We start from the raw sequence: 18,904 nt of genomic DNA, 5'->3' as shown, positions 1-18,904 counted from the left end.
GGGCCCCGGCGCAATCCGCCGGGGCCTTCGGTGTGTCGTCCGGCGGCCGGTTATCGTGGCCGTCGCCCATGAGTACCTCTGCTGCCGGACACCTGCCCCCCGCCTATCCCGAGCGGGCCGCGTGGGGAACCGCGTCGAAGCTCCGCGCGTGGCAGGAGGAGGCCCTGGCCGCCTACCTGACCCGCCAGGAGAAGGACTTCCTCGCGGTCGCGACGCCCGGCGCCGGCAAGACGACGTACGCGCTGCGGATCGCCACCGAGCTGCTCGACCGCGGCATCGTCCGGGCGATCACCGTCGTCGCCCCGACCGAGCACCTCAAGACGCAGTGGGCCGACGCCGCGGGCCGGGTCGGCATCCAGCTCAACCCCTCGTTCTCCAACGGCGCCGGCGTGCAGTCCAGCGAGTACCACGGCGTGGCGCTGACGTACGCGCAGGTCGCCGCCAACCCGGGGCTGCACAAGCGGCGCACCGAGGCCGAGCCGACGCTCGTCATCCTCGACGAGATCCACCACGGCGGCGACGCCCGCTCGTGGGGCGACGGCATCCGCGAGGCCTTCACGCCGGCCACCCGGCGCCTCTCGCTGACCGGGACGCCGTTCCGCTCCGACACCAACCCGATCCCGTTCGTGCGCTACGAGATGGACGCCGCGGGCATCCTGCGCTCCGGCTCGGACTACACCTACGGCTACGCGGCCGCGCTGCGTGACGGCGTCGTGCGCCCGGTCCTCTTCCTCGCCTACGGCGGGGCGATGCGCTGGCGGACCAAGGCCGGCGACGAGGTCGCGGCCCGGCTCGGGGAGCCCCTGACCAAGGACATCACCGCGCACGCGTGGCGCACGGCGCTCGACCCCAAGGGCGAGTGGATCCCGGCGGTGCTCAGCGCCGCCGACAAGCGCCTGTCCGAGGTGCGCCGGCACGTGCCGGACGCCGGCGGCCTCGTCATCGCCTCCAACCAGAACGCGGCCCGCGCGTACGCCCGCATCCTCACCGACATCACGGGCGAGAAGACGACGGTCGTGCTCTCCGACGACGCCGGCGCGAGCTCGCGGATCGAGGAGTTCAGCCAGAGCGAGGCGCGCTGGATGGTCGCGGTCCGGATGGTGTCGGAGGGTGTCGACGTCCCGCGCCTGGCCGTCGGCGTCTACGCCACCTCGACCTCGACCCCGCTCTTCTTCGCCCAGGCCGTCGGCCGCTTCGTGCGGGCCCGCCGTCGCGGCGAGACCGCGTCGGTGTTCCTGCCGTCGGTGCCGATCATCCTCCAGCTCGCCGCGACGATGGAGGAGGAGCGCGACCACGCGCTCAACCGCCCGAGCAGCGACGAGGACGAGGCGTCCCTGTGGGCCGAGGAGGAGGGGATGCTCGCCGCCGCCAACCGGACCGAGAAGACCCTCGGGCTCGACGAGTCCCGCTTCGAGGCGCTGGAGTCCGACGCCCACTTCGACCACGTGCTCTTCGACGCCAAGCAGTTCGGCCTGCACGCCGAGGTGGGATCCGAGGAGGAGCAGGACTACCTCGGCCTGCCGGGGCTGCTCGAGCCGGACCAGGTCGCGATGCTGCTCCACGAGCGCCAGGCCAAGCAGGCCAAGGGGAGCTCGGCCCGGCCGCAGCCCGCGCAGGGGCCGACGCCGGTGGCCCAGCACCGCGCCCTCGCCGCGCAGCGCAAGGAGCTCAACAAGCTCGTCGCCGCGTACTCGAGCAAGACCGGGGCCCCGCACGCCAACGTCCACATGGAGCTGCGCCGGGCCTGCGGCGGCCCGGAGCTCGCGTCCGCGACGAGCGAGCAGGTGACCGAGCGGATCGCGAAGATCCGCAACTGGTTCGTCGGGCGCCGCTGACGATGGCCTCCGCCGACCTCGAGCTGCGCATCGCCCTGCTGCGGGTGGGGTTGGTCCTCGGTGCCGTCGCCGAGGCCGGCTTCCTCACGTGGGGGGCCGTCGCGGTGCCGGAGCACGGGTGGTTCGCCGGCGTGGCACTCGCCGTCCTCGCGGTCGTCCTCCTTGTGGTGGGAGGCCGGCGACGAGCCGCGTCGGCAGGCGAGCGTGGTACCTGGCTCCTCGCGCTCGGCGGGCTCTGCGTCGGGGCGACGCCCTTTGTGGCGGCAGTGGTCGGCAACGCCACCTGAGGACGACACCGGGCGTTCACCGGATGCTCAGCGCATCCTGAGAGAACGGCCACGCCCTCGTCGCGCACCGGCCGCCCGGACGGGCTAACGTGCCGCCCCGTGACCGACAACACCTCTGCATCCCGCCGTCAGCTGCTCACCATGGCCGTCGTCGGTGGCGCCGGCCTCTGGGCGGCCCCCTCCGCCTCCGCCGACCCCCACCACGGGCACGGCCACGACCACGACCACCACCACGACCACCACCACGGCGGCAAGACCTTCCGCCTCACCGTGCTCGGCACGACCGACCTGCACGGCAACGTCTTCAACTGGAACTACTTCGCCAACACCGCCTTCTCCGACTCCAAGGGCAACCAGATCGGCATCGCCAAGGCCGCGACGCTCATCAAGGCGATGCGCGCCGAGCGCGGCGCGAGCACCTGCCTGACGCTCGACGCGGGCGACACGATCCAGGGCACGCCGCTCGCGTACTACTACGCGAAGATCGACCCGATCACCGGTGGCTCCAAGCACCCGATGGCCCTCGCGATGAACGCCGTCGGCTACGACGCGGCCGCGCTCGGCAACCACGAGTACAACTACGGGCTCGACACGCTGCGGGCCTTCCAGAAGCAGTGCCGCTTCCCGCTCCTGTCGGCGAACTCGGTCGACTGGAACACCGGCCGGCCGGTCTTCCCGCCGTACGTGCTCAAGCGGGTCAAGGTCAAGGGCGGCAAGGACATCACGGTCGGCATCCTCGGCCTCGTGACGCCCGGCGTCGCGATCTGGGACAAGGCCAACGTCGAGGGCAAGGTGAAGTTCCCCGGCATCGTCGAGCAGGCGAAGGTGATGGTCCCGCGCCTGAAGCGGATGGGCGCCGACGTCGTCGTCGTGTCCTGCCACTCCGGCCCGGTCCCCGGCTCGAGCTACGGCGACGCCCTGCCCTACCCCGAGAACGCGAGCACCCAGCTGGCCGAGGAGGTCCCCGGCATCGACGCGGTCCTCGTCGGCCACGCCCACCTCGAGGTCCCGCAGAAGCTGGTGACCAACAAGGTCACCGGCAAGCAGGTGCTCCTCAGCGAGCCGTACTACTGGGGCATGCGCGTCTCGGTCATGGACCTCGACCTCGCCTTCGAGCGCGGCCGCTGGTCGGTGCGCTCGTCCTCCGCGACGCTGCTCAACGCGAACACCGTCCCCGAGGACGCCAAGATCGCGGCCCTCGTCCGCCCCGCGCACGAGAAGGTCCTCGCGTACGTCAACGGCGTCATCGGCACGTGCACCGAGGCGATGTCGGCCGCGACGTCCCGCTACGAGGACACCGCCGCGATGGACTTCATCAACCTCGTCCAGGGCCAGGCCGTCAAGGACGCCCTCGCCGGCACCCCGCAGGCCGACCTGCCCGTGCTGTCGATCGCCGCGCCGTTCAACAAGGACGCCGCCATCCCCGCGGGCGACGTGACCGTGCGCGACGTGGCGGGGCTGTACATCTTCGACAACACGCTGCTCGGCATCACGCTGACCGGCGCGCAGGTCAAGGCCTACCTCGAGCAGTCGGCGACCTACTTCCAGCAGGTCACCTCGGCCGGCCCTTTCACGCCGGAGCAGGTGACCAACGCGAAGACGTCGACCGCGCCGAACGGCACGCCCGACTACAACTACGACATCATGGGCGGCCTCGACGCACCCCTGACGTACGAGATCGACATCGCCAAGGCCCCGGGCTCGCGGATCACGAACCTGCAGTACGCCGGCGCCCCGATCGACGAGGCGCAGCAGTTCGTCATCGCCATCAACAACTACCGCCAGTCCGGCGGTGGTGGCTTCCCCGGCGTCACGACGGCCCCGGTCGTCTACAACCGGCAGGTCGAGATCCGGCAGCTGCTCATCGACTGGGTCACCGCCAACCAGCAGATCGACCCGCCGAGCTTCGCCTCCACCGACTGGCGCCTCGTCGCGAACGGCACGCCGGTGGTCATCACCGCCTGAGCTCCGTCCCGCACCCCGGACGGGGCCTCCACCCCGTCGACCGAACAGAACACGCCGTGCCCGAGGAATCGGGCACGGCGTGTCCTGTTCACTCGACAGGCGCTCGTCTCCGGGCGCTCGTCTCCGGGCGCGGCCACGGAACGCCGACATGGGTGCCCGACCGCGCCACTCGGGGCGGGCGTGGTGCAGGCTGGGCACGTGGGGGTCCTGGGCGCTGTGCGGAACGCGGGGTGGTTGGGCTACCGGTTCGTCCTCGGGATGGTCATGTACCCCGTGGTGCTCGTCCTGCTCGGGCTCGTGGCCGTCGCCTCGGACGAGCCGGTCCTCTGGGTCGGCGTCGGGGTGGGCGCGCCGGCCTGGGTCGTGGCCTGGCTGGTCGTCCTGCGCTCGCACCGCGAGATCGAGGCCGGGCGCTCGCAGGACCTGACGCCCGGGACCCTCGCCGTGCCGATCGTCGTGATGGTGGCCGCTGCCGTCGTCCCCTGGTTCCTCACCTGAGGTCGGCGCGGTCGGGCTCAGGCGTCGGCGCGGGTGGCGGCCGACGCGACGAGCGGGCCGGTGCGGTGGGGGAGGTGGGTCACGAGGCAGATGGCCGTGTTGGCCCGCAGGACGTGGACGTCGTCGATGATCTCGTCGATGACCCGGCCGAGGTCGGCGTTGTCGCGGGCAGCGACCCGCACCACGAGGTCGCCGACGCCGGTGATCGAGTGGATCTCGAGCACCTCGGGGATGGCCGCGAGGTGCGCGACGACCGGCTCGTGGCCCTGCCGCTGGCTGATCTCGAGCGTGCAGAACGCGGTGACGGGGTACCCGAGGGCGTCGGGGTCGACCTGCGGGGCGAAGCTGCGGATCACCCCGCGCTCCTGCAGGCGGTCCAGGCGCGCCTGAACCGTGCCGCGCGCCACCCCGAGCCGGCGGGAGGCGCCGAGCACGCCGACGTGCGGGTCCTCGGTGAAGAGGGCGATGATCCGGGCGTCGAGGGCGTCCACCCCGTCCTTGTTGGCCATGGTCACATCGTCCAGCAGGAAGGGATCCCGAGGCAACAGCATGCACATCGTGTGCACCGTGTCGGCGAGTGGTTGCACATCCCGACCAGCGCCCCGACAGTGGCGGGATGACTGACACGACGACGACGTCCGCCAGCCGCCTCGACCTCACCGACCAGGAGCGCGCGGCCGATCTCGACCTCGAGCAGCTCAAGCAGCTCGTGGGCCTGGTCGACTACGACGAGAGCACCGACCCGTTCCCGGTCACCGGCTGGGACGCCATCGTCTTCGTCGTCGGCAACGCGACGCAGACCGCGCACTACTACCAGAGCGCGTGGGGCATGGAGCTCGTCGGCTACACCGGCCCCGAGAACGGCACCCGCGACCACAAGGCGTACGTCCTGAAGTCCGGCTCGATCCGCTTCGTCGTCAAGGGCGCGGTCACCCCCGACAGCCCGCTCATCGAGCACCACGCGAAGCACGGCGACGGCGTCGTCGACATCTCCCTCGAGGTGCCGGACGTCGACAAGTGCGTGGAGCAGGCCCGCCGCGCCGGCGCGACCGTCCTCCAGGAGCCCGAGGACCACACCGACGAGCACGGCACCGTGCGCGTCGCGGCCATCGCGACCTACGGCGAGACGCGGCACAGCCTCGTCCAGCGCGTCGTCGACGGCACGACCTACGCCGGCCCGTACCTGCCCGGCTACGTCGCCACCTCCTCGACCTTCGTCAAGCGCGACGGCGCCCCGAAGCGCCTCTTCCAGGCCCTCGACCACATCGTCGGCAACGTCGAGCTCGGCAAGATGGACGAGTGGGTCGGCTTCTACAACAAGGTCATGGGCTTCGTGAACATGGCCGAGTTCATCGGGGACGACATCGCCACCGACTACTCGGCGCTCATGTCCAAGGTCGTCGCCAACGGCAACCACCGCGTGAAGTTCCCGCTCAACGAGCCGGCGATCGCGAAGAAGAAGAGCCAGATCGACGAGTACCTCGAGTTCTACGCCGGCCCCGGTGCGCAGCACCTCGCGCTGGCGACGAACGACATCCTGCGCACCGTCGACGAGCTGCGCAAGGAGGGCGTCGAGTTCCTCGACACCCCGGACGCCTACTACGACGACCCCGAGATGCGCGAGCGCATCGGCGAGGTCCGCGTGCCGATCGAGGAGCTGAAGTCCCGCAAGATCCTCGTCGACCGCGACGAGGACGGCTACCTCCTCCAGATCTTCACCAAGCCGCTCGGCGACCGGCCGACCGTGTTCTTCGAGATCATCGAGCGCCACGGCTCCCTCGGCTTCGGCAAGGGCAACTTCAAGGCGCTCTTCGAGTCCATCGAGCGCGAGCAGGACAAGCGCGGCAACCTCTGACGCGCGAGCACTGGGGCACGCTCGACGCCGCCGGATTCCGAGGGGGTCCGGCGGCGTCGCCGTGTCAGGAGCGCTCCTGGTCCGCGGGGGAGGACCAGGGGGTGACGGGCCGCGGGACGGGCTCGCCGTCGACGACGAGGTCGGTGCGCTCGGCGTAGAAGCAGACGAGGTCACGCAGCGCCGCGACCTCGGGCAGCGGGTCCGGGTAGGACCAGGCGACGTCCTCGACCGCGGGCCGCCCCTCGCGCGCCGGGAGCGACCAGTAGCGGGCGTCCCCCTTGTACGCGCAGGTCGTCGTCGACGCGCTCGGGACGAGCAGGTCGAGCCGCACGTCGTCCGACGGGAGGTACCAGCGCGTGGGGATGTGGGTCTCGTGCACGGCGGTCGCGCGGTGGGTGTCGGCGAGGACGACACCGTCGACGGCGACGACGACGTGCCGGTCGGCCGCGAGGAGGTCGATGCGCTTGAACGGGTCGTGCGGGTGGCCGGTGACGTCGGTGGCCTCCTCGACCCAGTCGAACGGCGACCACTCGACGACGACCCGCCCGCCGAGGTCGGGGTCGTCCGGGGCGAAGGCGCTGTCCGTCACCCGGGTGTGCCCCACCACGAGGTCGAAGGAACGCCCCGGTGTCGTGTGCCAGCCGAAGTTCACCGGGCCGAGCACCGGGGGGAGCGGGTCGGGCACGGGGGTCGGGCGCCGCGGGTCGAGCGTGGCCACGAGGTCCTCGGGCGGGACGGCGTACATCGGCACGACGCGGCGCGGCTCCCAGACGAGCGCGGCGTCGACGCTGTCGAGCACGGGGACGCCGTCGAGGGTCGCGCGCACGCGTCGGGCGACCGGCTCCCACAGCAGCCCGGAGTGCAGGGACATCAGGTGGGTGCCGAGCCGGAGCGCCATCCCCCGATGGTGCGCCGGGGAGCACCGTCGGTCAACGGCGCGACGTCCGCTCGCTCAGGCGGCGGAGTCGGCGCGCGCGTTGAGCCGTGCGTGCTTGCGGCCGTAGAGGAAGTACACGAGGAACCCGAGCACCATCCAGACGGCGAACCGCAGCCAGGTCTCGACCGACAGGTTGGTCATGAGGTAGACGCAGGCCAGCGCCGACAGGGCCGGGACGACCGGCGAGAACGGCGTGCGGAAGGGCCGCGGGAGGTCGGGCTTGGTCCGGCGCAGCACGGGCACGGCGATCGAGACGACGACGAACGCGAACAGGGTGCCGATCGAGACGAGGTCGGCGAGCGCCGTGAGCGGGACGAACCCGGCGAGTGCGGCGACGAGGACGATCGTCATCATCGTGATCTTCCACGGCGTGCCCCACTTGGGGTGGACCTCGGCGACCGAACGCGGGATGAGGCCGTCGCGGCCCATCGAGAAGCCGATCCGGCCCATCGCGACGATGTCGACGAGGATCACCGACGTCAGCCCCGCGACCGCCGCGATCGAGACGAGGATCGACGCCCAGCCGGCGCCGACCGCGTCGAAGGCGCTGGCGATGGGGGCCCCCTCGTTGAGCTCCGAGAACGGGACCATGCCGGTGATGACGAACGACACGCCGACGTAGAGCAGCGTGCAGACGCCGAGCGTGCCGAGCAGGCCGAGCGGCAGGTCGCGGCTCGGCTTCTTCGTCTCCTCGCCGAGGTTGGCGACGGCCTCGAACCCGGTGTACGCGAAGAAGACCACGGCGGCCGCGGTGAGGACGCCGGCGAAGCCGAAGGCCGTCGGCTCGATGCCGAACAGCGCTTGGCTGACCGGCTGCTTGAGGCCCGAGGTGCCCTCCTTCACCGGCTCTGCCGGCGGGATGAAGGGCGTGAGGTTGGCGGCCTTGACGTAGAACGCGCCGGCGATGATGACGAAGACGCAGATCGCGACCTTGACGACGACGAGGGTGTTGGTCACGCGCGCGCTCTCGCGGATGCCGACGACGGCGACGACGCCGAGGAGCAGGACGATCGCGACGGCCCCCAGGTTGACGACCGACTCCTCGCCGAAGATCGACGTCGGGAGGTCGAACAGCTCCTGCGCGTAGCCGGACCATCCGCGCGCGACCACGGCTGCGCCGAGGGCGAACTCGAGGATGAGGTCCCAGCCGATGATCCACGCGAACACCTCGCCGATCGTCGCGTAGGCGTACGTGTAGGCGGAGCCGGCCGTGGGGACGGCGGAGGCGAGCTCGGAGTAGCAGAGGGCCGCGAGCAGGCTCACGGCGCCGGCGATGACGAACGAGATGACGACGCCGGGGCCGGCGTGGTTCTTGGCCTCGATCCCGGTGAGGGTGAAGATCCCCGTGCCGATGACGATGCCGATGCCGAAGCCCATGAGGCTGAACGGGCCGAGGCGCCGGCTGAGCCGGCCCGGCCCCTGGGTGTCGCCGCCGCCCTCGCCGTCCGGGCCGCCGGCCTGCGCCAGGACGTCCTCGACGGGCTTGGTGCGCAGGACGGAGTGGTCGTCGCTCATCCGGCGACCCTACGACCGGCGGGGGAGCGGTGGTGCGGTGCGTCCACGGGCGCTGCGAGCCCGTCCCGGGTGACCCCTCGCGTCCCCTGCCGGTTGCTCCTCTCCCTGGAGCAACCGGGACGAACGGTGCTCCTCGACCACTGCTCCTGGTTGCCTCGGGTGGTGGAGCGACCGGGATGAGCGGCGCTCCTCGGCCGCTGGTCCTGGTTGCCTCGGGTGGTGGAGCGATCGGGATGAGCGGCGCTCCTCGACCGCTGGTCCTGGTTGCGTCGGATGGTGGAGCGAACGACAGCGGCGGTGAGGGGTGTACCGGTCCCGGGCAATGACGGCCGCCCACGCACGGCGGCCGGCGAGGGCTCTCGGAGGCCACCATCCCGTGCCGTCCCGGGAGGGCCGCGCACCGGGACGTCCGGGTCCGCGTGCGATCCTTGGGCGCATGACGACGCCGAGCGCCCCCGGCTGGTACGAGGACCCCGACGACGCGACCCGCCTGCGGTACTTCGACGGCATCGTGTGGAGCAGCCACACCACCCCGCGCCACGCCCAGCCCGCCGCACCTTCCGCCCCCGCCGCGAACACCCCCGTCGACCCGGCGTCCACCGCCGCGCCGGGCGCGCCGACCGGCTCCGCCGGGCCCGGCGACCCCGCCGGCCCCGCAGGTCCCCAGACCCAGGGCACCCCGTGGGGCGGCGCCCCGCAGCAGCCGTGGGGGCAGCCTACGGCGCAGCACCCGCACTGGCAGCAGGCCCCGGTCGACCGCGCCCTGCGGATGCCCGACGGCGACGTCGTCGCCGAGTGGTGGCGCCGCCTGCTGGCCTGGGTCGTCGACTCGGTGCTCACCGGCCTGCTCGCCGGGCTCGCGTCCCTCCCGCTCATGGGCCCCTACCTCGACGCCGTCCGCGACTGGCTCCAGGCGTCCGCCAACGGCGAGAACCCCGACTTCTCCGTGCCGCTCAACGCCTTCGCCGAGATCGCGCTGCCGATCGGGCTCATCCAGATCGGCGTCGGCCTGGTCTACTCGACCCTCTTCCTCGTCTGGCGCTCCGCGACGCCGGGCAAGATGCTGCTCGGCACCATCGTGCGCCCCACGGCGGGACGCGCGCGGATCGGCGTGGGGGTCGCCCTGCGCCGCCAGTCGCTCGGGGTCGTCAGCGACCTGCTCCAGCTCAACCCGCTGCTCAACGTCGCCGGCATCGTCCTGTCGGTCGTCGATCCGGGGTGGCTGATCCGCGACCCGCGCCGACAGGCGCTGCACGACAAGGTCGCCGACACCGTCGTCGTGCTCCGGAAGCGCTGAGCCACCCGGGTCAGCGGGCGGCGCGCACCGTCCCGGTGCACTCGCCGAACCCGATGACCGACCCGTCGGGGCCGGGGGCGGTCGCGCGCAGCGTCACCGTGTCGCCGTCCTCGAGGAAGGTGCGCTCGGTGCCGTCGGCGAGGGTGACCGGCTCCTGGCCGCTCCAGGTCAGCTCGAGGAAGCACCCGCGGGTCTCCTTCGCCGGACCCGAGATCGTGCCGGAGCCGAAGAGGTCGCCCGGGCGGACGCTCGCGCCGTTGACGCTCAGGTGCGCGAGCATCTGGGCCGGCGACCAGTACATGTCGCGGAACTCGGGCCGCGAGACGACGGTGCCGTTCCAGTCGACCTCGACGTGGACGTCGAGACCGTACGCGCCGTCACCCGCGAGGTAGGGCAGCGGCTGCGGGTCCTGCCCGGGCAGCGGCACGCGCGCGGCACGCAGTGCGTCGGTGGTCACGACCCACGGGCTGATGCTCGTCGCGAAGGACTTGCCGAGGAACGGGCCGAGGGGGACGTACTCCCAGGCCTGGAGGTCGCGGGCCGACCAGTCGTTGAGGAGCACGACCCCGAAGAGGTGCTCGTCGGCGTCCGCGAGGTCGACACGGTCGCCGAGGGCGGTCGAGCCGCCGACGACGAAGCCGAGCTCGGCCTCGATGTCGAGGCGGACGCTCGGGCCGAAGGTCGGGGCGTCGTCGGCCGGGGGCTTGCGCTGCCCGGTGGGCCGCACGACGTCGGTCCCGGAGACGACGACGGTGCCGGCGCGCCCGTGGTACCCGATCGGCAGGTGCTTCCAGTTGGGCGTCAGCGGAGCCGAGTCCGGGCGGAAGATGCGGCCGACGTTCGTCGCGTGGTGCTCGCTCGCGTAGAAGTCGACGTAGTCGGCGACCGCGAACGGCAGGTGCATCGTCACGTCGGACACCGGGACGAGGTGGGGCTCGACCGTGTCGCGGTACTCGTCGTTGGTCAGCTGCTCGGTCAGCCACGCGCGGGCCGCGCTCCACGCCGGCCGGCCCTCGGCGAGGAAGGCGTCGAGGGACCCGCCGCGCCAGACGGCGGCGGACTCCATCCCGGCCTGCTCGGCGCACGCGACGAGGTCGAGCACGTGGTCGCCGACGCGGACGCCGACGCGGCGCTCGCCGTCGGTGCCGGTCGAGAAGACGCCGTAGGGCAGGTTGTGCAGGCCGAAGGGGTGGTCGGCGGGCAGGTCGACCCAGGTCATGGCGCGGGGTCCTCTCCGGGGGTGGGGTGGTCGGTCGCGGCGAGGCCGAGGGTGGCGAGCTCGCCGAGGGGGTCGGTGACGGTGCAGCAGCCGTAGGCGGTGAACGCGGCGCGGACCCGTCGGGTGGTCGAGTCCGGCCAGGCGAGGACCAGGTCGGCGAGGGCGAGGCCGTCGCGCACGTCGAGCAGGGCGGCGACCTCGGCGACCGGTGCGCCCTCGAGCGCCGCGGCGGTGGCCACGAGGACGTCGAGAACGCCGTGGTTCTCCTCGTCGGAGCCGCCGGCCGCGTAGGTCCCGCGGACGGCGTGGTGCAGGCCGCCGGTCAGCTTGAACGGCACGCGCGCGGAGGTGGCGGCGACGAGGAAGCCCGCCAGCTCGTGCTCGTCCGGCCAGGGCCAGGTCGGGGTCGGCCCGGTGCGGAACTTCGCGACGACCGCGTCGCCCTCGGCGACGGCCGCCCGGACGTCGGCCAGGGCCATGTCGCGGGCCTCGGGCTCACGCGGCACCTCGAGCGCCAGCGGCAGGTCGCCGGGCAGGTCGAGGCGGCGCCAGCGGTCGGTCCAGCCGAGCTCGGCGCCGCGCACGTCGACGCGGGGATCGGCGCCGAGGACGGCGAGACCCTCTCGCAGCACGGCCGGGTCGGTGCCGGGCCGGGCGACGACGCCGAGGTCGAGCGGGCCGCGCCCGGTCCACCGGCCGGCGTCGAGCGCGTCGAGCAGCGCGGGGGCGGACGACGCGGGCACGAGCAGCGGCCCGACGCATCCGCCGTAGGGCGCCGCCCGGTGCGCCGCGTGCGACGAGACCGCCTCGGGCAGAGGGCTGTTGCCGGGAGGGAAGACCGCGGCGTCGTCGACGAGGGCGCGCAGGAGCTCCGGCGGCGTCGGCATGCTGTCCAACCTATCGCGGTCGTCGGGGGCCTTCGGTCCTGCGGTGGTCCCACGCCGGTTAGCGTCGGCACATGGGACGAGACGACGAGCAGACCGACGGCCAGGTGTCCGAGGTGCAGCAGATGGACGGCGAGGACGCCGGGACGCCGATCAGCGACGACCAGTCGGTCAACGCCCAGCCCGACGGCGAGTCGGGCGAGGTCCAGGAGGGCCCGGCCGGCCCCAACGCCTGGGTCCCCGGCGACGACGGCACCGAGCCGTCGCACGGCAACTGACCGCCCGGTCGCGCAACCCGCACGTGCGGGGTGAGCGAGGGGGCTGTCGTCAGACGCGGCCGCGGACCGGCGTGCGCTCGACGTCGTCGCCCTCGTCGGGCATCGTCATCTCCGCCCGGACCCCGAGCAGCCGTACCTCCCGGCCTTCCTCGAGGTGGTCGGCCAGCAGCGCCTGGACCGCCGCGTGCACCGGCCCCGGCTCCGACGTCGTCGCCGGCAGCTTGCGGCTGCGGTTGACCGTGAAGAACGGCGCGTAGCGGATCTTCAGCCCGATGCGCACGACCGGCCGCCCCTCCCGCCCGACGTCCTCGAGCACCTGGTCGGTCAGCACCCGCACCGCCTCACGCACCTCGTCGCCCGTCACGAGGTTCGACTGGTAGGTCGTCTCGCGGCTGTGGCCGCGGGCGACCCACGGGGTGTCGTCGACCTCGGCCGAGCCCTCGCCGCGTCCGAGCGAGCCGTACCAGGCGCCCATCCGCGGCCCGAACTCACCGACCAGCACCTCGGGAAGCGCGGCGGCCAGCTCGGACACGGTGCGGATGCCGTGCGTCGCCAACCGGGCCGAGACCCGCGCGCCGACGCCCCAGAGGTCGGCCGTCGGACGATGGCCCATCACCTCGACCCAGTTCGCGGCGGTCAGGCGGAAGACCCCCTGCGGCTTGCCGAAGTCGGTCGCGATCTTCGCGCGGACGCGGGTGTCGCCGATGCCGACCGAGCAGTGCAACGAGGTCCGCCCGAGCACCGCCGCCTGGATGTCGCGGGCCAGCACCTCGGGGTCGTCGGTGTCAGCGCCGACGAAGCCCTCGTCCCAGCCGAGCACCTCGACGACGAGCCCGAGGTCGCGCACCGCGGCGAAGACCTCCTCCGACGCGGCGAGGTAGTGCGGGCCGTCGACCGGCAGGAAGACCGCGTCCGGTGCCTTGCGGGCGGCGACGCGCAGCGGCATCCCCGAGCGGACGCCCCGCTCACGTGCCTCGTACGAGGCCGTCGAGACGACGGCCCGCTCGGTGGGGTCGCCACGGCCGCCGACGACGACCTCGCGCCCGGCGAGCTCCGGCCGGCGCAGGACCTCGACCGCGGCGATGAACTGGTCGAGGTCGACGTGCAGGACGAAGGGGAAGGCGCGAGCCGTCGTCACCGCCCCCTCGGTGCCGTGGCGGCGGTCAGCGGCCGGTGTCCTCGGGCAGCGGGGTGCGGGCCGCGTCCTCGACGCGGGTGTCCTCGCGCGTGCCGCGCCGGCGGGCGTCCTTGACGAGCGCACGGGCCAGCCGCACCGTCGAGGACGGCAGCCGGGCCATGTTGCTCGGGCCGGTCGTCGCGGTCATCACGCCTCCTCCTGCTCGGTACCCCCATCATCCCTCGCCGGGAGGGCGAGGTCCACCTCCTCGGACCCGGTGGTTCCCTCGGTGATCTGCTGGCCGAGCCGGATGCGCGCGATCCGGCGGGCGAGCTCGCGGTCCTCGTCGCTGCCGAGGTCGGAGTCGATGAGGTCGGCGAGCAGCTCGTCGCCGATCTGCTGCTCGGCCTCGGTGTCGGCCGTGACCAGCGCGATGGCCTGGTCGAGCCGCTGGCGCCACTCGCCGCGGGCGTCCTGGCGCTGCCCGCGCAGCGCGACCCACGCCGCGCCGGCCGCGCCGACGAGGGCGCCGGCGAAGGAGAGCAGCGGGACGAGCCACGTCATCGCCCCATCATGACGGCCCCCACCGACGCCCCGCCCGGCGAGTGCACAAGGTGTCCGGTCGTCCGCGGTGCCTGCTGGGCAGATGTGGCCACTGTGCCCCGCCATCACCGGGCAGACGTGCCGGTCGACGAGGTCGGGCCCTAGGGTGGGCGGAGCAGGTCGGACCGGCCCCGAGGCGCGGCGACCCGCAGCACAGCGACCCGAACCACAGTGAGGTGGACGACAACCGTGGCGCACTACCAGGCGATGGGCAGCATCCCCCCGAAGCGGCACACCCAGCACCGCCGCCCCGCCGGGCGTGGCCGGAAGGGCGAGCTGTACTACGAGGAGCTCATGGGGGAGGAGGGCTTCAGCTCGGACTCGAGCCTGCTCTACCACCGCAACATCCCCTCGACGGTGTCCGGCGCCCGCGTGTGGGACCTGCCCGACCAGTCGACGACCCCCAACCACCCGCTGACCCCGCGCCACCTGCGCCTGCACGACCTCTTCGCCCCCCAGGACGTCAAGGGCACCGACGCGGTCACCGGACGGCGGCTCGTGCTCGGCAACGGCGACGTGCGCATCTCGTACGTGGTCGCCGGGGCCGACAGCCCCTGGTACCGCAACGGCGTCGGTGACGAGTGCGTCTACGTCGAGCGCGGCTCGGGCCGCGTCGAGACGGTCTTCGGCGCGTTCGACGTCGCCGAGGGCGACTACCTCGTCATCCCTCGGGCGACCACGCACCGGTGGCTGCCCAAGCGCTCGACGAAGAACCCGCTGCGGCTGTACTGCATCGAGGCCAACAGTCACATCGCCCCGCCGAAGCGCTACCTCAGCCGCTACGGCCAGCTCCTCGAGCACGCCCCGTACTGCGAGCGCGACCTGCGCGGTCCGCAGGGCCCGCTGCTCGCCGAGGACGTGGGCGCGAAGGCCACCGACCCCGCCGAGGTCTTCATCAAGCACCGCGGCAACGGTCCGGGCGGCATCGTCGGCACGGTCCACGAGCTGCCCTTCCACCCGCTCGACGTCGTGGGCTGGGACGGCTGCCTCTACCCGTACGCGTTCAACATCCGCGACTACGAGCCCATCACCGGCCGCGTCCACCAGCCGCCGCCCGTGCACCAGGTGTTCGAGGGCTGGAACTTCGTCATCTGCAACTTCGTGCCGCGCAAGGTCGACTACCACCCGCTGGCCATCCCCGTGCCGTACTACCACTCGAACGTCGACAGCGACGAGATCATGTTCTACGTCGACGGCGACTACGAGGCGCGCAAGGGCTCGAACATCGGCAAGGGCTCGGTCTCGGTGCACCCCGGCGGCCACGCCCACGGCCCCCAGCCCGGCGCCTCCGAGGCGTCCATCGGCGCGGAGTACTTCGACGAGCTCGCCGTCATGGTCGACACCTTCCGCCCGCTCGACCTCGGCGAGGGCGGCCTCGCCGTCGACGACGGGGTCTACGCGGGGTCCTGGGACCGCGGTCGCGGCTGACGGCTCGGCGGTCCCTATCCTTGGGGCCGTGTCGCTGTCACCCGTCACCGAGGAGGTCGTCCGCCCGGCGGAGGACCTCGCGGCCGACGTCCCATGGGTGACCATCGTCTGGAACGACCCGGTCAACCTCATGTCGTACGTCACCTACGTGCTCCAGGAGCACTTCGGGTACGGCCGGGCCAAGGCCGAGAAGCTGATGATGCTCGTCCACACCGAGGGCCGCGCGGTCGTCGCCAACGGCACCCGCGAGGCGATGGAGGCCGACACCGAGGCCCTCCACGGCTACGGGCTGTGGGCGACCTTCCAGAAGGACAGCTGATGGCGAAGGCGTTCCGCCGCACCGGTCGCGGCGCGGACCGGCGCTACGTGGCGACCCTCGGCGCGGGGGAGCGCGACGTCGTCGCGACCGTCATGGACCAGGTGCACGACCTCCTCGAGCCGCCGGCGCCGCCGGACACCGGGGACGCCGCCTTCGACGACCTCGTCGCCGGCCTCGACCTCGGTGCCGACCCCGCCCCGGCCGCCGTCGACGAGGGCCCGCGCGACCCCGCCCTCGACCGACTGCTGCCGGCGGCCAACCGCGAGGACCCCGAGGCCGCGGCGGAGTTCCGCCGGCTCACCGAGGGCGGCCTGCGCCACCGCAAGGCGAGCGCGCTCGCGGCCTCCGCCGAGCTGCTGCGCGGCACCGACCACGTGGAGCTCGACGCCCCGCAGGCGCGCGCGTTCCTCACCGCGCTGACCGACGTCCGGCTGGTCCTCGGCGAGCGGCTCGGGCTGCGCACCGACGAGGACCTCGAGGTGATGGAGCAGATGGCGACCTCGCTCGACGAGGACGACCCGCTGCTGCACGCCCTCGCGCTCTACGACTTCCTCACGTGGCTCCAGGAGACCCTCGCCGAGGCGCTGCTGCGCCGCTGAGCCCGGTGCCCCGCAGCCGCCGCGCGACGACGCGGGCCTCGACGGTGTGACGCGCGCGACCGCCCGTCGAGGAGGACCGCGTCGGCGTCGCCACCTACGCTGGGTCGGGTGACCGACTCACCGATCGGGGTGTTCGACTCCGGCTACGGCGGCCTGACCGTCATGCGGGCGATCCTCGACCAGCTGCCCCACGAGTCGGTGGCGTACTTCGGCGACACCGCCCGCGCGCCGTACGGGCCGCGCCCGATCGCCGAGACCCGCGAGTACGCCCTCCAGTGCCTCGACCGGCTCGTCGACCACGGCGTCAAGGTCCTCGTCATCGCGTGCAACACCGCATCGGCCGCGGTCCTGCACGACGCCCGCGAGCGGTACGACGTGCCGGTCGTCGAGGTCATCCGGCCCGCGGTGCGCCGCGCCGCCGCCGGCACCCGCAGCGGCCGTGTGGCGGTCATCTCGACCCTCGGCACGCACCAGTCGGGGGCCTACCTCGACGCGTTCGCCGCGGCGCCGCACCTGCGGGTGACGAGCACGCCGTGCCCGCGCTTCGTCGAGTTCGTCGAGGCCGGCGTCACGGGCGGCCCCGAGCTCGTCGGCGTCGCGCACGAGTACCTCGACCCGCTGCGCGAGGAGGGCGTCGACACGGTCGTCCTCGGCTGCACGCACTACCCGCTGCTGACCGGCGTCATCTCCTACGTCATGGGGGACGACGTCACCCTCGTGTCCTCCGCCGAGGAGACCGCCAAGGACGTCTACCACGTCCTCGCCGACCGCGGCCTCCTGCGCCCGGACGACCTGCCGCCGCCGAGCCACGGCTTCACGACGACGGGTGACCCCGAGGAGTTCCGCCGCCTGGCGGTGCGCTTCCTCGGCGTCGGGTCGAGCGTCGAGCCGGTCTTCCCGTCGCCGCCGCTCGTCCGCCGGGCGGTGTTCGCGTGAGGCTCACCGTCGTCGGGTGCTCCGGCTCGTTCCCCGGCCCCGAGTCGCCCGCCTCCTGCTACCTCGTCGAGGCCGAGCACGAGGGACGCACGTGGCGCATCCTGCTCGACCTCGGCAGCGGCGCGCTGGGGCCGCTCCAGCGCCACGCCGACCCCACGGCGCTCGACGCCGTCCTCGTCAGCCACCTGCACCCGGACCACTGCGCGGACCTGCTCGGCCTGTACGTCGTGCGGCGCTATCGGCCGGAGGGTGCGCTGCCGGAGCGGCTCCCGGTCCACGGGCCCGCGGCCACCGGCGAGCGCCTGGCGATGATGTACCACGGGCTCGAGCCGGGCGGGATGGACGGCGAGTTCGCGTTCGTCCCGGTGCGCGACGGCGAGGCGTTCGAGGTCGGCCCGTTCCGGGTCACCCCGACGGGCGTCGAGCATCCGGTCGAGGCCTACGGCTACCGGGTCGAGGCGGACGGTGCCGTGCTCGCGTTCAGCGGCGACACGGACGACTGCCCGGGCCTGGACCGGCTGCTCGCCGGCGCCGACCTCGCGCTCCTCGACTCCGCCTTCGTCGACGGGCGCGACGACGCGCGCGGCATCCACCTGTCCGGGTCGCGCGCGGCCGCCGCGGCGCTGCGGGCCGGCGGGGTGCGCCGGCTCGTCCTCACCCACGTCCCGGCGTGGAACGACCGGGACGTCTGCCGCGCCCAGGCCGAGGCGGTGTGGGGCGGCCCCGTCGAGGTCGCGCGCGCGGGCGACGTGGTCGAGGTCGGCGCCGACGCCCCGACGGGGGAGCACGGCGTCGTCGTCGACCGTGCCTCCGCGTCGCGGATGTGGTCCGACTACCGGAGGGCCACGCCCGGGCTCACGCCGGAGGACGAGCCGTGGGTCGGGCACTTCGGCGACTCCCCGGCCATGGCGGACGAGCTGCTCGCGTACATCACCGACGGCCCGAAGCGGGCGACGGCCGGGCTCGTCGCCTCGTTCGAGCGCCACGGCGGGCCGCTCCCGCGCGTGGGGGGCCACTGGGTCGCGTGCGACGGCCGCGGGACCCCGGCGGTCGTCCTCCGCACCACCGAGCTGCGCATCGGGCCGCTGTCGAGCGTCGACGAGCGGTTCGCGTGGGACGAGGGCGAGGGTGACCGTTCGCTGGCCTTCTGGCTCGATGCGCACCGCAGCGCCTTCGGGCGCGAGTGCGCCCGGCTCGGCCTGGAGCTCTCCGACGAGCTCGAGGTCTGTTTCGAGCGCTTCCGCGTCGTGTGGCCGCCGGAGCACGCCGACGCCTGAGGCCGTGGCGCCGTCCGACCCGGGCCCGGGACGCAGCGAGGTCCGGGCCCGCCGA

At 73.3% G+C, this 18,904-nt stretch carries 20 protein-coding genes; 12 read left to right on the top strand and 8 right to left on the bottom strand.

What is annotated here, in order from left to right:
* The first annotated feature begins 68 nt into the window (after window positions 1-68).
* The 4 genes from KMZ30_RS09620 (at window position 69) to KMZ30_RS09605 (ending at window position 4,585) form a co-directional block, all read left to right on the top strand.
* On the top strand, window positions 69-1,835 hold the full coding sequence (locus tag KMZ30_RS09620; protein WP_215512720.1) for a DEAD/DEAH box helicase: 1,767 nt from the start codon (window positions 69-71) through the stop codon (window positions 1,833-1,835).
* A 2-nt stretch (window positions 1,836-1,837) separates the two neighbouring features.
* Entirely contained in the window at window positions 1,838-2,122 is a 285-nt protein-coding gene (locus KMZ30_RS09615) for a hypothetical protein (protein WP_215512719.1), read from the top strand.
* A 141-nt stretch (window positions 2,123-2,263) separates the two neighbouring features.
* Window positions 2,264-4,087 (top strand): 5'-nucleotidase C-terminal domain-containing protein, encoded by a 1,824-nt coding sequence (locus tag KMZ30_RS09610; RefSeq protein WP_215512860.1) that lies wholly within the window; start codon window positions 2,264-2,266, stop codon window positions 4,085-4,087.
* Window positions 4,088-4,285: 198 nt separating this feature from the next.
* Entirely contained in the window at window positions 4,286-4,585 is a 300-nt protein-coding gene (locus tag KMZ30_RS09605) for a hypothetical protein (RefSeq protein ID WP_215520006.1), read from the top strand.
* A 17-nt stretch (window positions 4,586-4,602) separates the two neighbouring features.
* Here KMZ30_RS09605 and KMZ30_RS09600 read toward each other — a convergent pair whose 3' ends face one another.
* Window positions 4,603-5,094, bottom strand: a complete 492-nt coding sequence (locus tag KMZ30_RS09600) for an Lrp/AsnC family transcriptional regulator (RefSeq protein ID WP_215512717.1) — start codon at window positions 5,092-5,094, stop codon at window positions 4,603-4,605.
* A 107-nt stretch (window positions 5,095-5,201) separates the two neighbouring features.
* Here KMZ30_RS09600 and hppD point away from each other — a divergent pair, with 107 nt between their 5' ends.
* Window positions 5,202-6,440 (top strand): 4-hydroxyphenylpyruvate dioxygenase, encoded by a 1,239-nt coding sequence (gene hppD, locus KMZ30_RS09595; protein ID WP_215512716.1) that lies wholly within the window; start codon window positions 5,202-5,204, stop codon window positions 6,438-6,440.
* Between the two features lie 64 nt (window positions 6,441-6,504).
* Here the strand turns inward: hppD and KMZ30_RS09590 are convergent, their stop codons facing one another.
* A complete protein-coding gene (locus tag KMZ30_RS09590) occupies window positions 6,505-7,338 on the bottom strand; it encodes a DUF427 domain-containing protein (protein ID WP_215512715.1) in 834 nt (277 codons plus the stop codon).
* 54 nt (window positions 7,339-7,392) lie between these two features.
* Window positions 7,393-8,892: an amino acid permease gene (locus KMZ30_RS09585; protein WP_215512714.1), complete on the bottom strand. Its 1,500-nt coding sequence runs from the start codon at window positions 8,890-8,892 to the stop codon at window positions 7,393-7,395.
* A gap of 436 nt (window positions 8,893-9,328) precedes the next feature.
* Here KMZ30_RS09585 and KMZ30_RS09580 point away from each other — a divergent pair, with 436 nt between their 5' ends.
* Complete coding sequence (locus tag KMZ30_RS09580; protein WP_215512713.1) at window positions 9,329-10,189, top strand: RDD family protein; 861 nt, start codon at window positions 9,329-9,331, stop codon at window positions 10,187-10,189.
* A 10-nt stretch (window positions 10,190-10,199) separates the two neighbouring features.
* Here KMZ30_RS09580 and fahA read toward each other — a convergent pair whose 3' ends face one another.
* Together fahA and KMZ30_RS09570 are read right to left on the bottom strand one after the other, a co-directional pair.
* Window positions 10,200-11,408: a fumarylacetoacetase gene (fahA, locus tag KMZ30_RS09575; protein WP_215512712.1), complete on the bottom strand. Its 1,209-nt coding sequence runs from the start codon at window positions 11,406-11,408 to the stop codon at window positions 10,200-10,202.
* Window positions 11,405-12,295 carry a hypothetical protein gene (locus KMZ30_RS09570; protein ID WP_215512711.1) on the bottom strand — a complete coding sequence of 297 codons (891 nt, stop codon included), beginning with the start codon at window positions 12,293-12,295 and terminating at the stop codon, window positions 11,405-11,407. The genes fahA and KMZ30_RS09570 overlap by 4 nt, the downstream gene beginning before the upstream one ends.
* A 71-nt stretch (window positions 12,296-12,366) precedes the next feature.
* On the opposite strand from KMZ30_RS09570, the gene KMZ30_RS09565 reads away from it, so the two are divergent.
* Window positions 12,367-12,570, top strand: a complete 204-nt coding sequence (locus KMZ30_RS09565) for a hypothetical protein (protein WP_215512710.1) — start codon at window positions 12,367-12,369, stop codon at window positions 12,568-12,570.
* A gap of 49 nt (window positions 12,571-12,619) precedes the next feature.
* Here KMZ30_RS09565 and KMZ30_RS09560 read toward each other — a convergent pair whose 3' ends face one another.
* Genes KMZ30_RS09560 through KMZ30_RS09550 form a run of 3 tightly spaced genes read right to left on the bottom strand, consistent with a single transcriptional unit; the run spans window position 12,620 to window position 14,251 of the window.
* Window positions 12,620-13,708: a DNA polymerase IV gene (locus KMZ30_RS09560; protein WP_215512709.1), complete on the bottom strand. Its 1,089-nt coding sequence runs from the start codon at window positions 13,706-13,708 to the stop codon at window positions 12,620-12,622.
* Between the two features lie 25 nt (window positions 13,709-13,733).
* Complete coding sequence (locus KMZ30_RS09555) at window positions 13,734-13,895, bottom strand: hypothetical protein (protein WP_157577414.1); 162 nt, start codon at window positions 13,893-13,895, stop codon at window positions 13,734-13,736.
* Window positions 13,895-14,251, bottom strand: a complete 357-nt coding sequence (locus tag KMZ30_RS09550) for a hypothetical protein (RefSeq protein ID WP_215512708.1) — start codon at window positions 14,249-14,251, stop codon at window positions 13,895-13,897. Before KMZ30_RS09550 ends, KMZ30_RS09555 begins: the two co-directional genes overlap by 1 nt.
* A 228-nt stretch (window positions 14,252-14,479) precedes the next feature.
* On the opposite strand from KMZ30_RS09550, the gene KMZ30_RS09545 reads away from it, so the two are divergent.
* The 5 genes from KMZ30_RS09545 to KMZ30_RS22345 all read left to right on the top strand — a co-directional run bounded on the left by KMZ30_RS09545 (window position 14,480) and on the right by KMZ30_RS22345 (window position 18,849).
* Complete coding sequence (locus KMZ30_RS09545; RefSeq protein WP_215520005.1) at window positions 14,480-15,718, top strand: homogentisate 1,2-dioxygenase; 1,239 nt, start codon at window positions 14,480-14,482, stop codon at window positions 15,716-15,718.
* Window positions 15,719-15,746: 28 nt separating this feature from the next.
* On the top strand, window positions 15,747-16,037 hold the full coding sequence (gene clpS, locus KMZ30_RS09540; RefSeq protein WP_030527521.1) for an ATP-dependent Clp protease adapter ClpS: 291 nt from the start codon (window positions 15,747-15,749) through the stop codon (window positions 16,035-16,037).
* The gene (locus tag KMZ30_RS09535; protein ID WP_215512706.1) at window positions 16,037-16,636 is read left to right on the top strand and encodes a DUF2017 domain-containing protein; all 600 of its coding nucleotides are present in this window, start codon (window positions 16,037-16,039) and stop codon (window positions 16,634-16,636) included. The genes clpS and KMZ30_RS09535 overlap by 1 nt, the downstream gene beginning before the upstream one ends.
* 108 nt (window positions 16,637-16,744) lie before the next feature.
* The gene (murI, locus tag KMZ30_RS09530; protein WP_215512705.1) at window positions 16,745-17,572 is read left to right on the top strand and encodes a glutamate racemase; all 828 of its coding nucleotides are present in this window, start codon (window positions 16,745-16,747) and stop codon (window positions 17,570-17,572) included.
* Window positions 17,569-18,849, top strand: coding sequence for an MBL fold metallo-hydrolase (locus KMZ30_RS22345; RefSeq protein ID WP_308279711.1), 1,281 nt, complete (start codon window positions 17,569-17,571; stop codon window positions 18,847-18,849). The genes murI and KMZ30_RS22345 overlap by 4 nt, the downstream gene beginning before the upstream one ends.
* Window positions 18,850-18,904: the final 55 nt, after the last annotated feature.

It is taken from the genome of Phycicoccus mangrovi (genome assembly GCF_018729305.1).
Lineage (GTDB): Bacteria > Actinomycetota > Actinomycetes > Actinomycetales > Dermatophilaceae > Phycicoccus > Phycicoccus jejuensis.
The sequence above is the reverse complement of the archived record's forward strand: the minus strand, read 5'-3'. Positions and strand labels throughout refer to the sequence as shown.

Bases quoted from the DNA above. Each gene is read 5' to 3' on its own strand.
- KMZ30_RS09620 (WP_215512720.1), top strand. From the start codon at position 69: ATGAGTACCTCTGCTGCCGGACACCTGCCCCCCGCCTATCCCGAGCGG.
- KMZ30_RS09615 (WP_215512719.1), top strand. From the start codon at position 1,838: ATGGCCTCCGCCGACCTCGAGCTGCGCATCGCCCTGCTGCGGGTGGGG.
- KMZ30_RS09610 (WP_215512860.1), top strand. From the start codon at position 2,264: ATGGCCGTCGTCGGTGGCGCCGGCCTCTGGGCGGCCCCCTCCGCCTCC.
- KMZ30_RS09600 (WP_215512717.1), bottom strand. From the start codon at position 5,094: ATGGCCAACAAGGACGGGGTGGACGCCCTCGACGCCCGGATCATCGCC.
- hppD (WP_215512716.1), top strand. From the start codon at position 5,202: ATGACTGACACGACGACGACGTCCGCCAGCCGCCTCGACCTCACCGAC.
- KMZ30_RS09590 (WP_215512715.1), bottom strand. From the start codon at position 7,338: ATGGCGCTCCGGCTCGGCACCCACCTGATGTCCCTGCACTCCGGGCTG.
- KMZ30_RS09585 (WP_215512714.1), bottom strand. From the start codon at position 8,892: ATGAGCGACGACCACTCCGTCCTGCGCACCAAGCCCGTCGAGGACGTC.
- KMZ30_RS09580 (WP_215512713.1), top strand. From the start codon at position 9,329: ATGACGACGCCGAGCGCCCCCGGCTGGTACGAGGACCCCGACGACGCG.
- fahA (WP_215512712.1), bottom strand. From the start codon at position 11,408: ATGACCTGGGTCGACCTGCCCGCCGACCACCCCTTCGGCCTGCACAAC.
- KMZ30_RS09570 (WP_215512711.1), bottom strand. From the start codon at position 12,295: ATGCCGACGCCGCCGGAGCTCCTGCGCGCCCTCGTCGACGACGCCGCG.
- KMZ30_RS09565 (WP_215512710.1), top strand. From the start codon at position 12,367: ATGGGACGAGACGACGAGCAGACCGACGGCCAGGTGTCCGAGGTGCAG.
- KMZ30_RS09555 (WP_157577414.1), bottom strand. From the start codon at position 13,895: ATGACCGCGACGACCGGCCCGAGCAACATGGCCCGGCTGCCGTCCTCG.
- KMZ30_RS09550 (WP_215512708.1), bottom strand. From the start codon at position 14,251: ATGACGTGGCTCGTCCCGCTGCTCTCCTTCGCCGGCGCCCTCGTCGGC.
- KMZ30_RS09535 (WP_215512706.1), top strand. From the start codon at position 16,037: ATGGCGAAGGCGTTCCGCCGCACCGGTCGCGGCGCGGACCGGCGCTAC.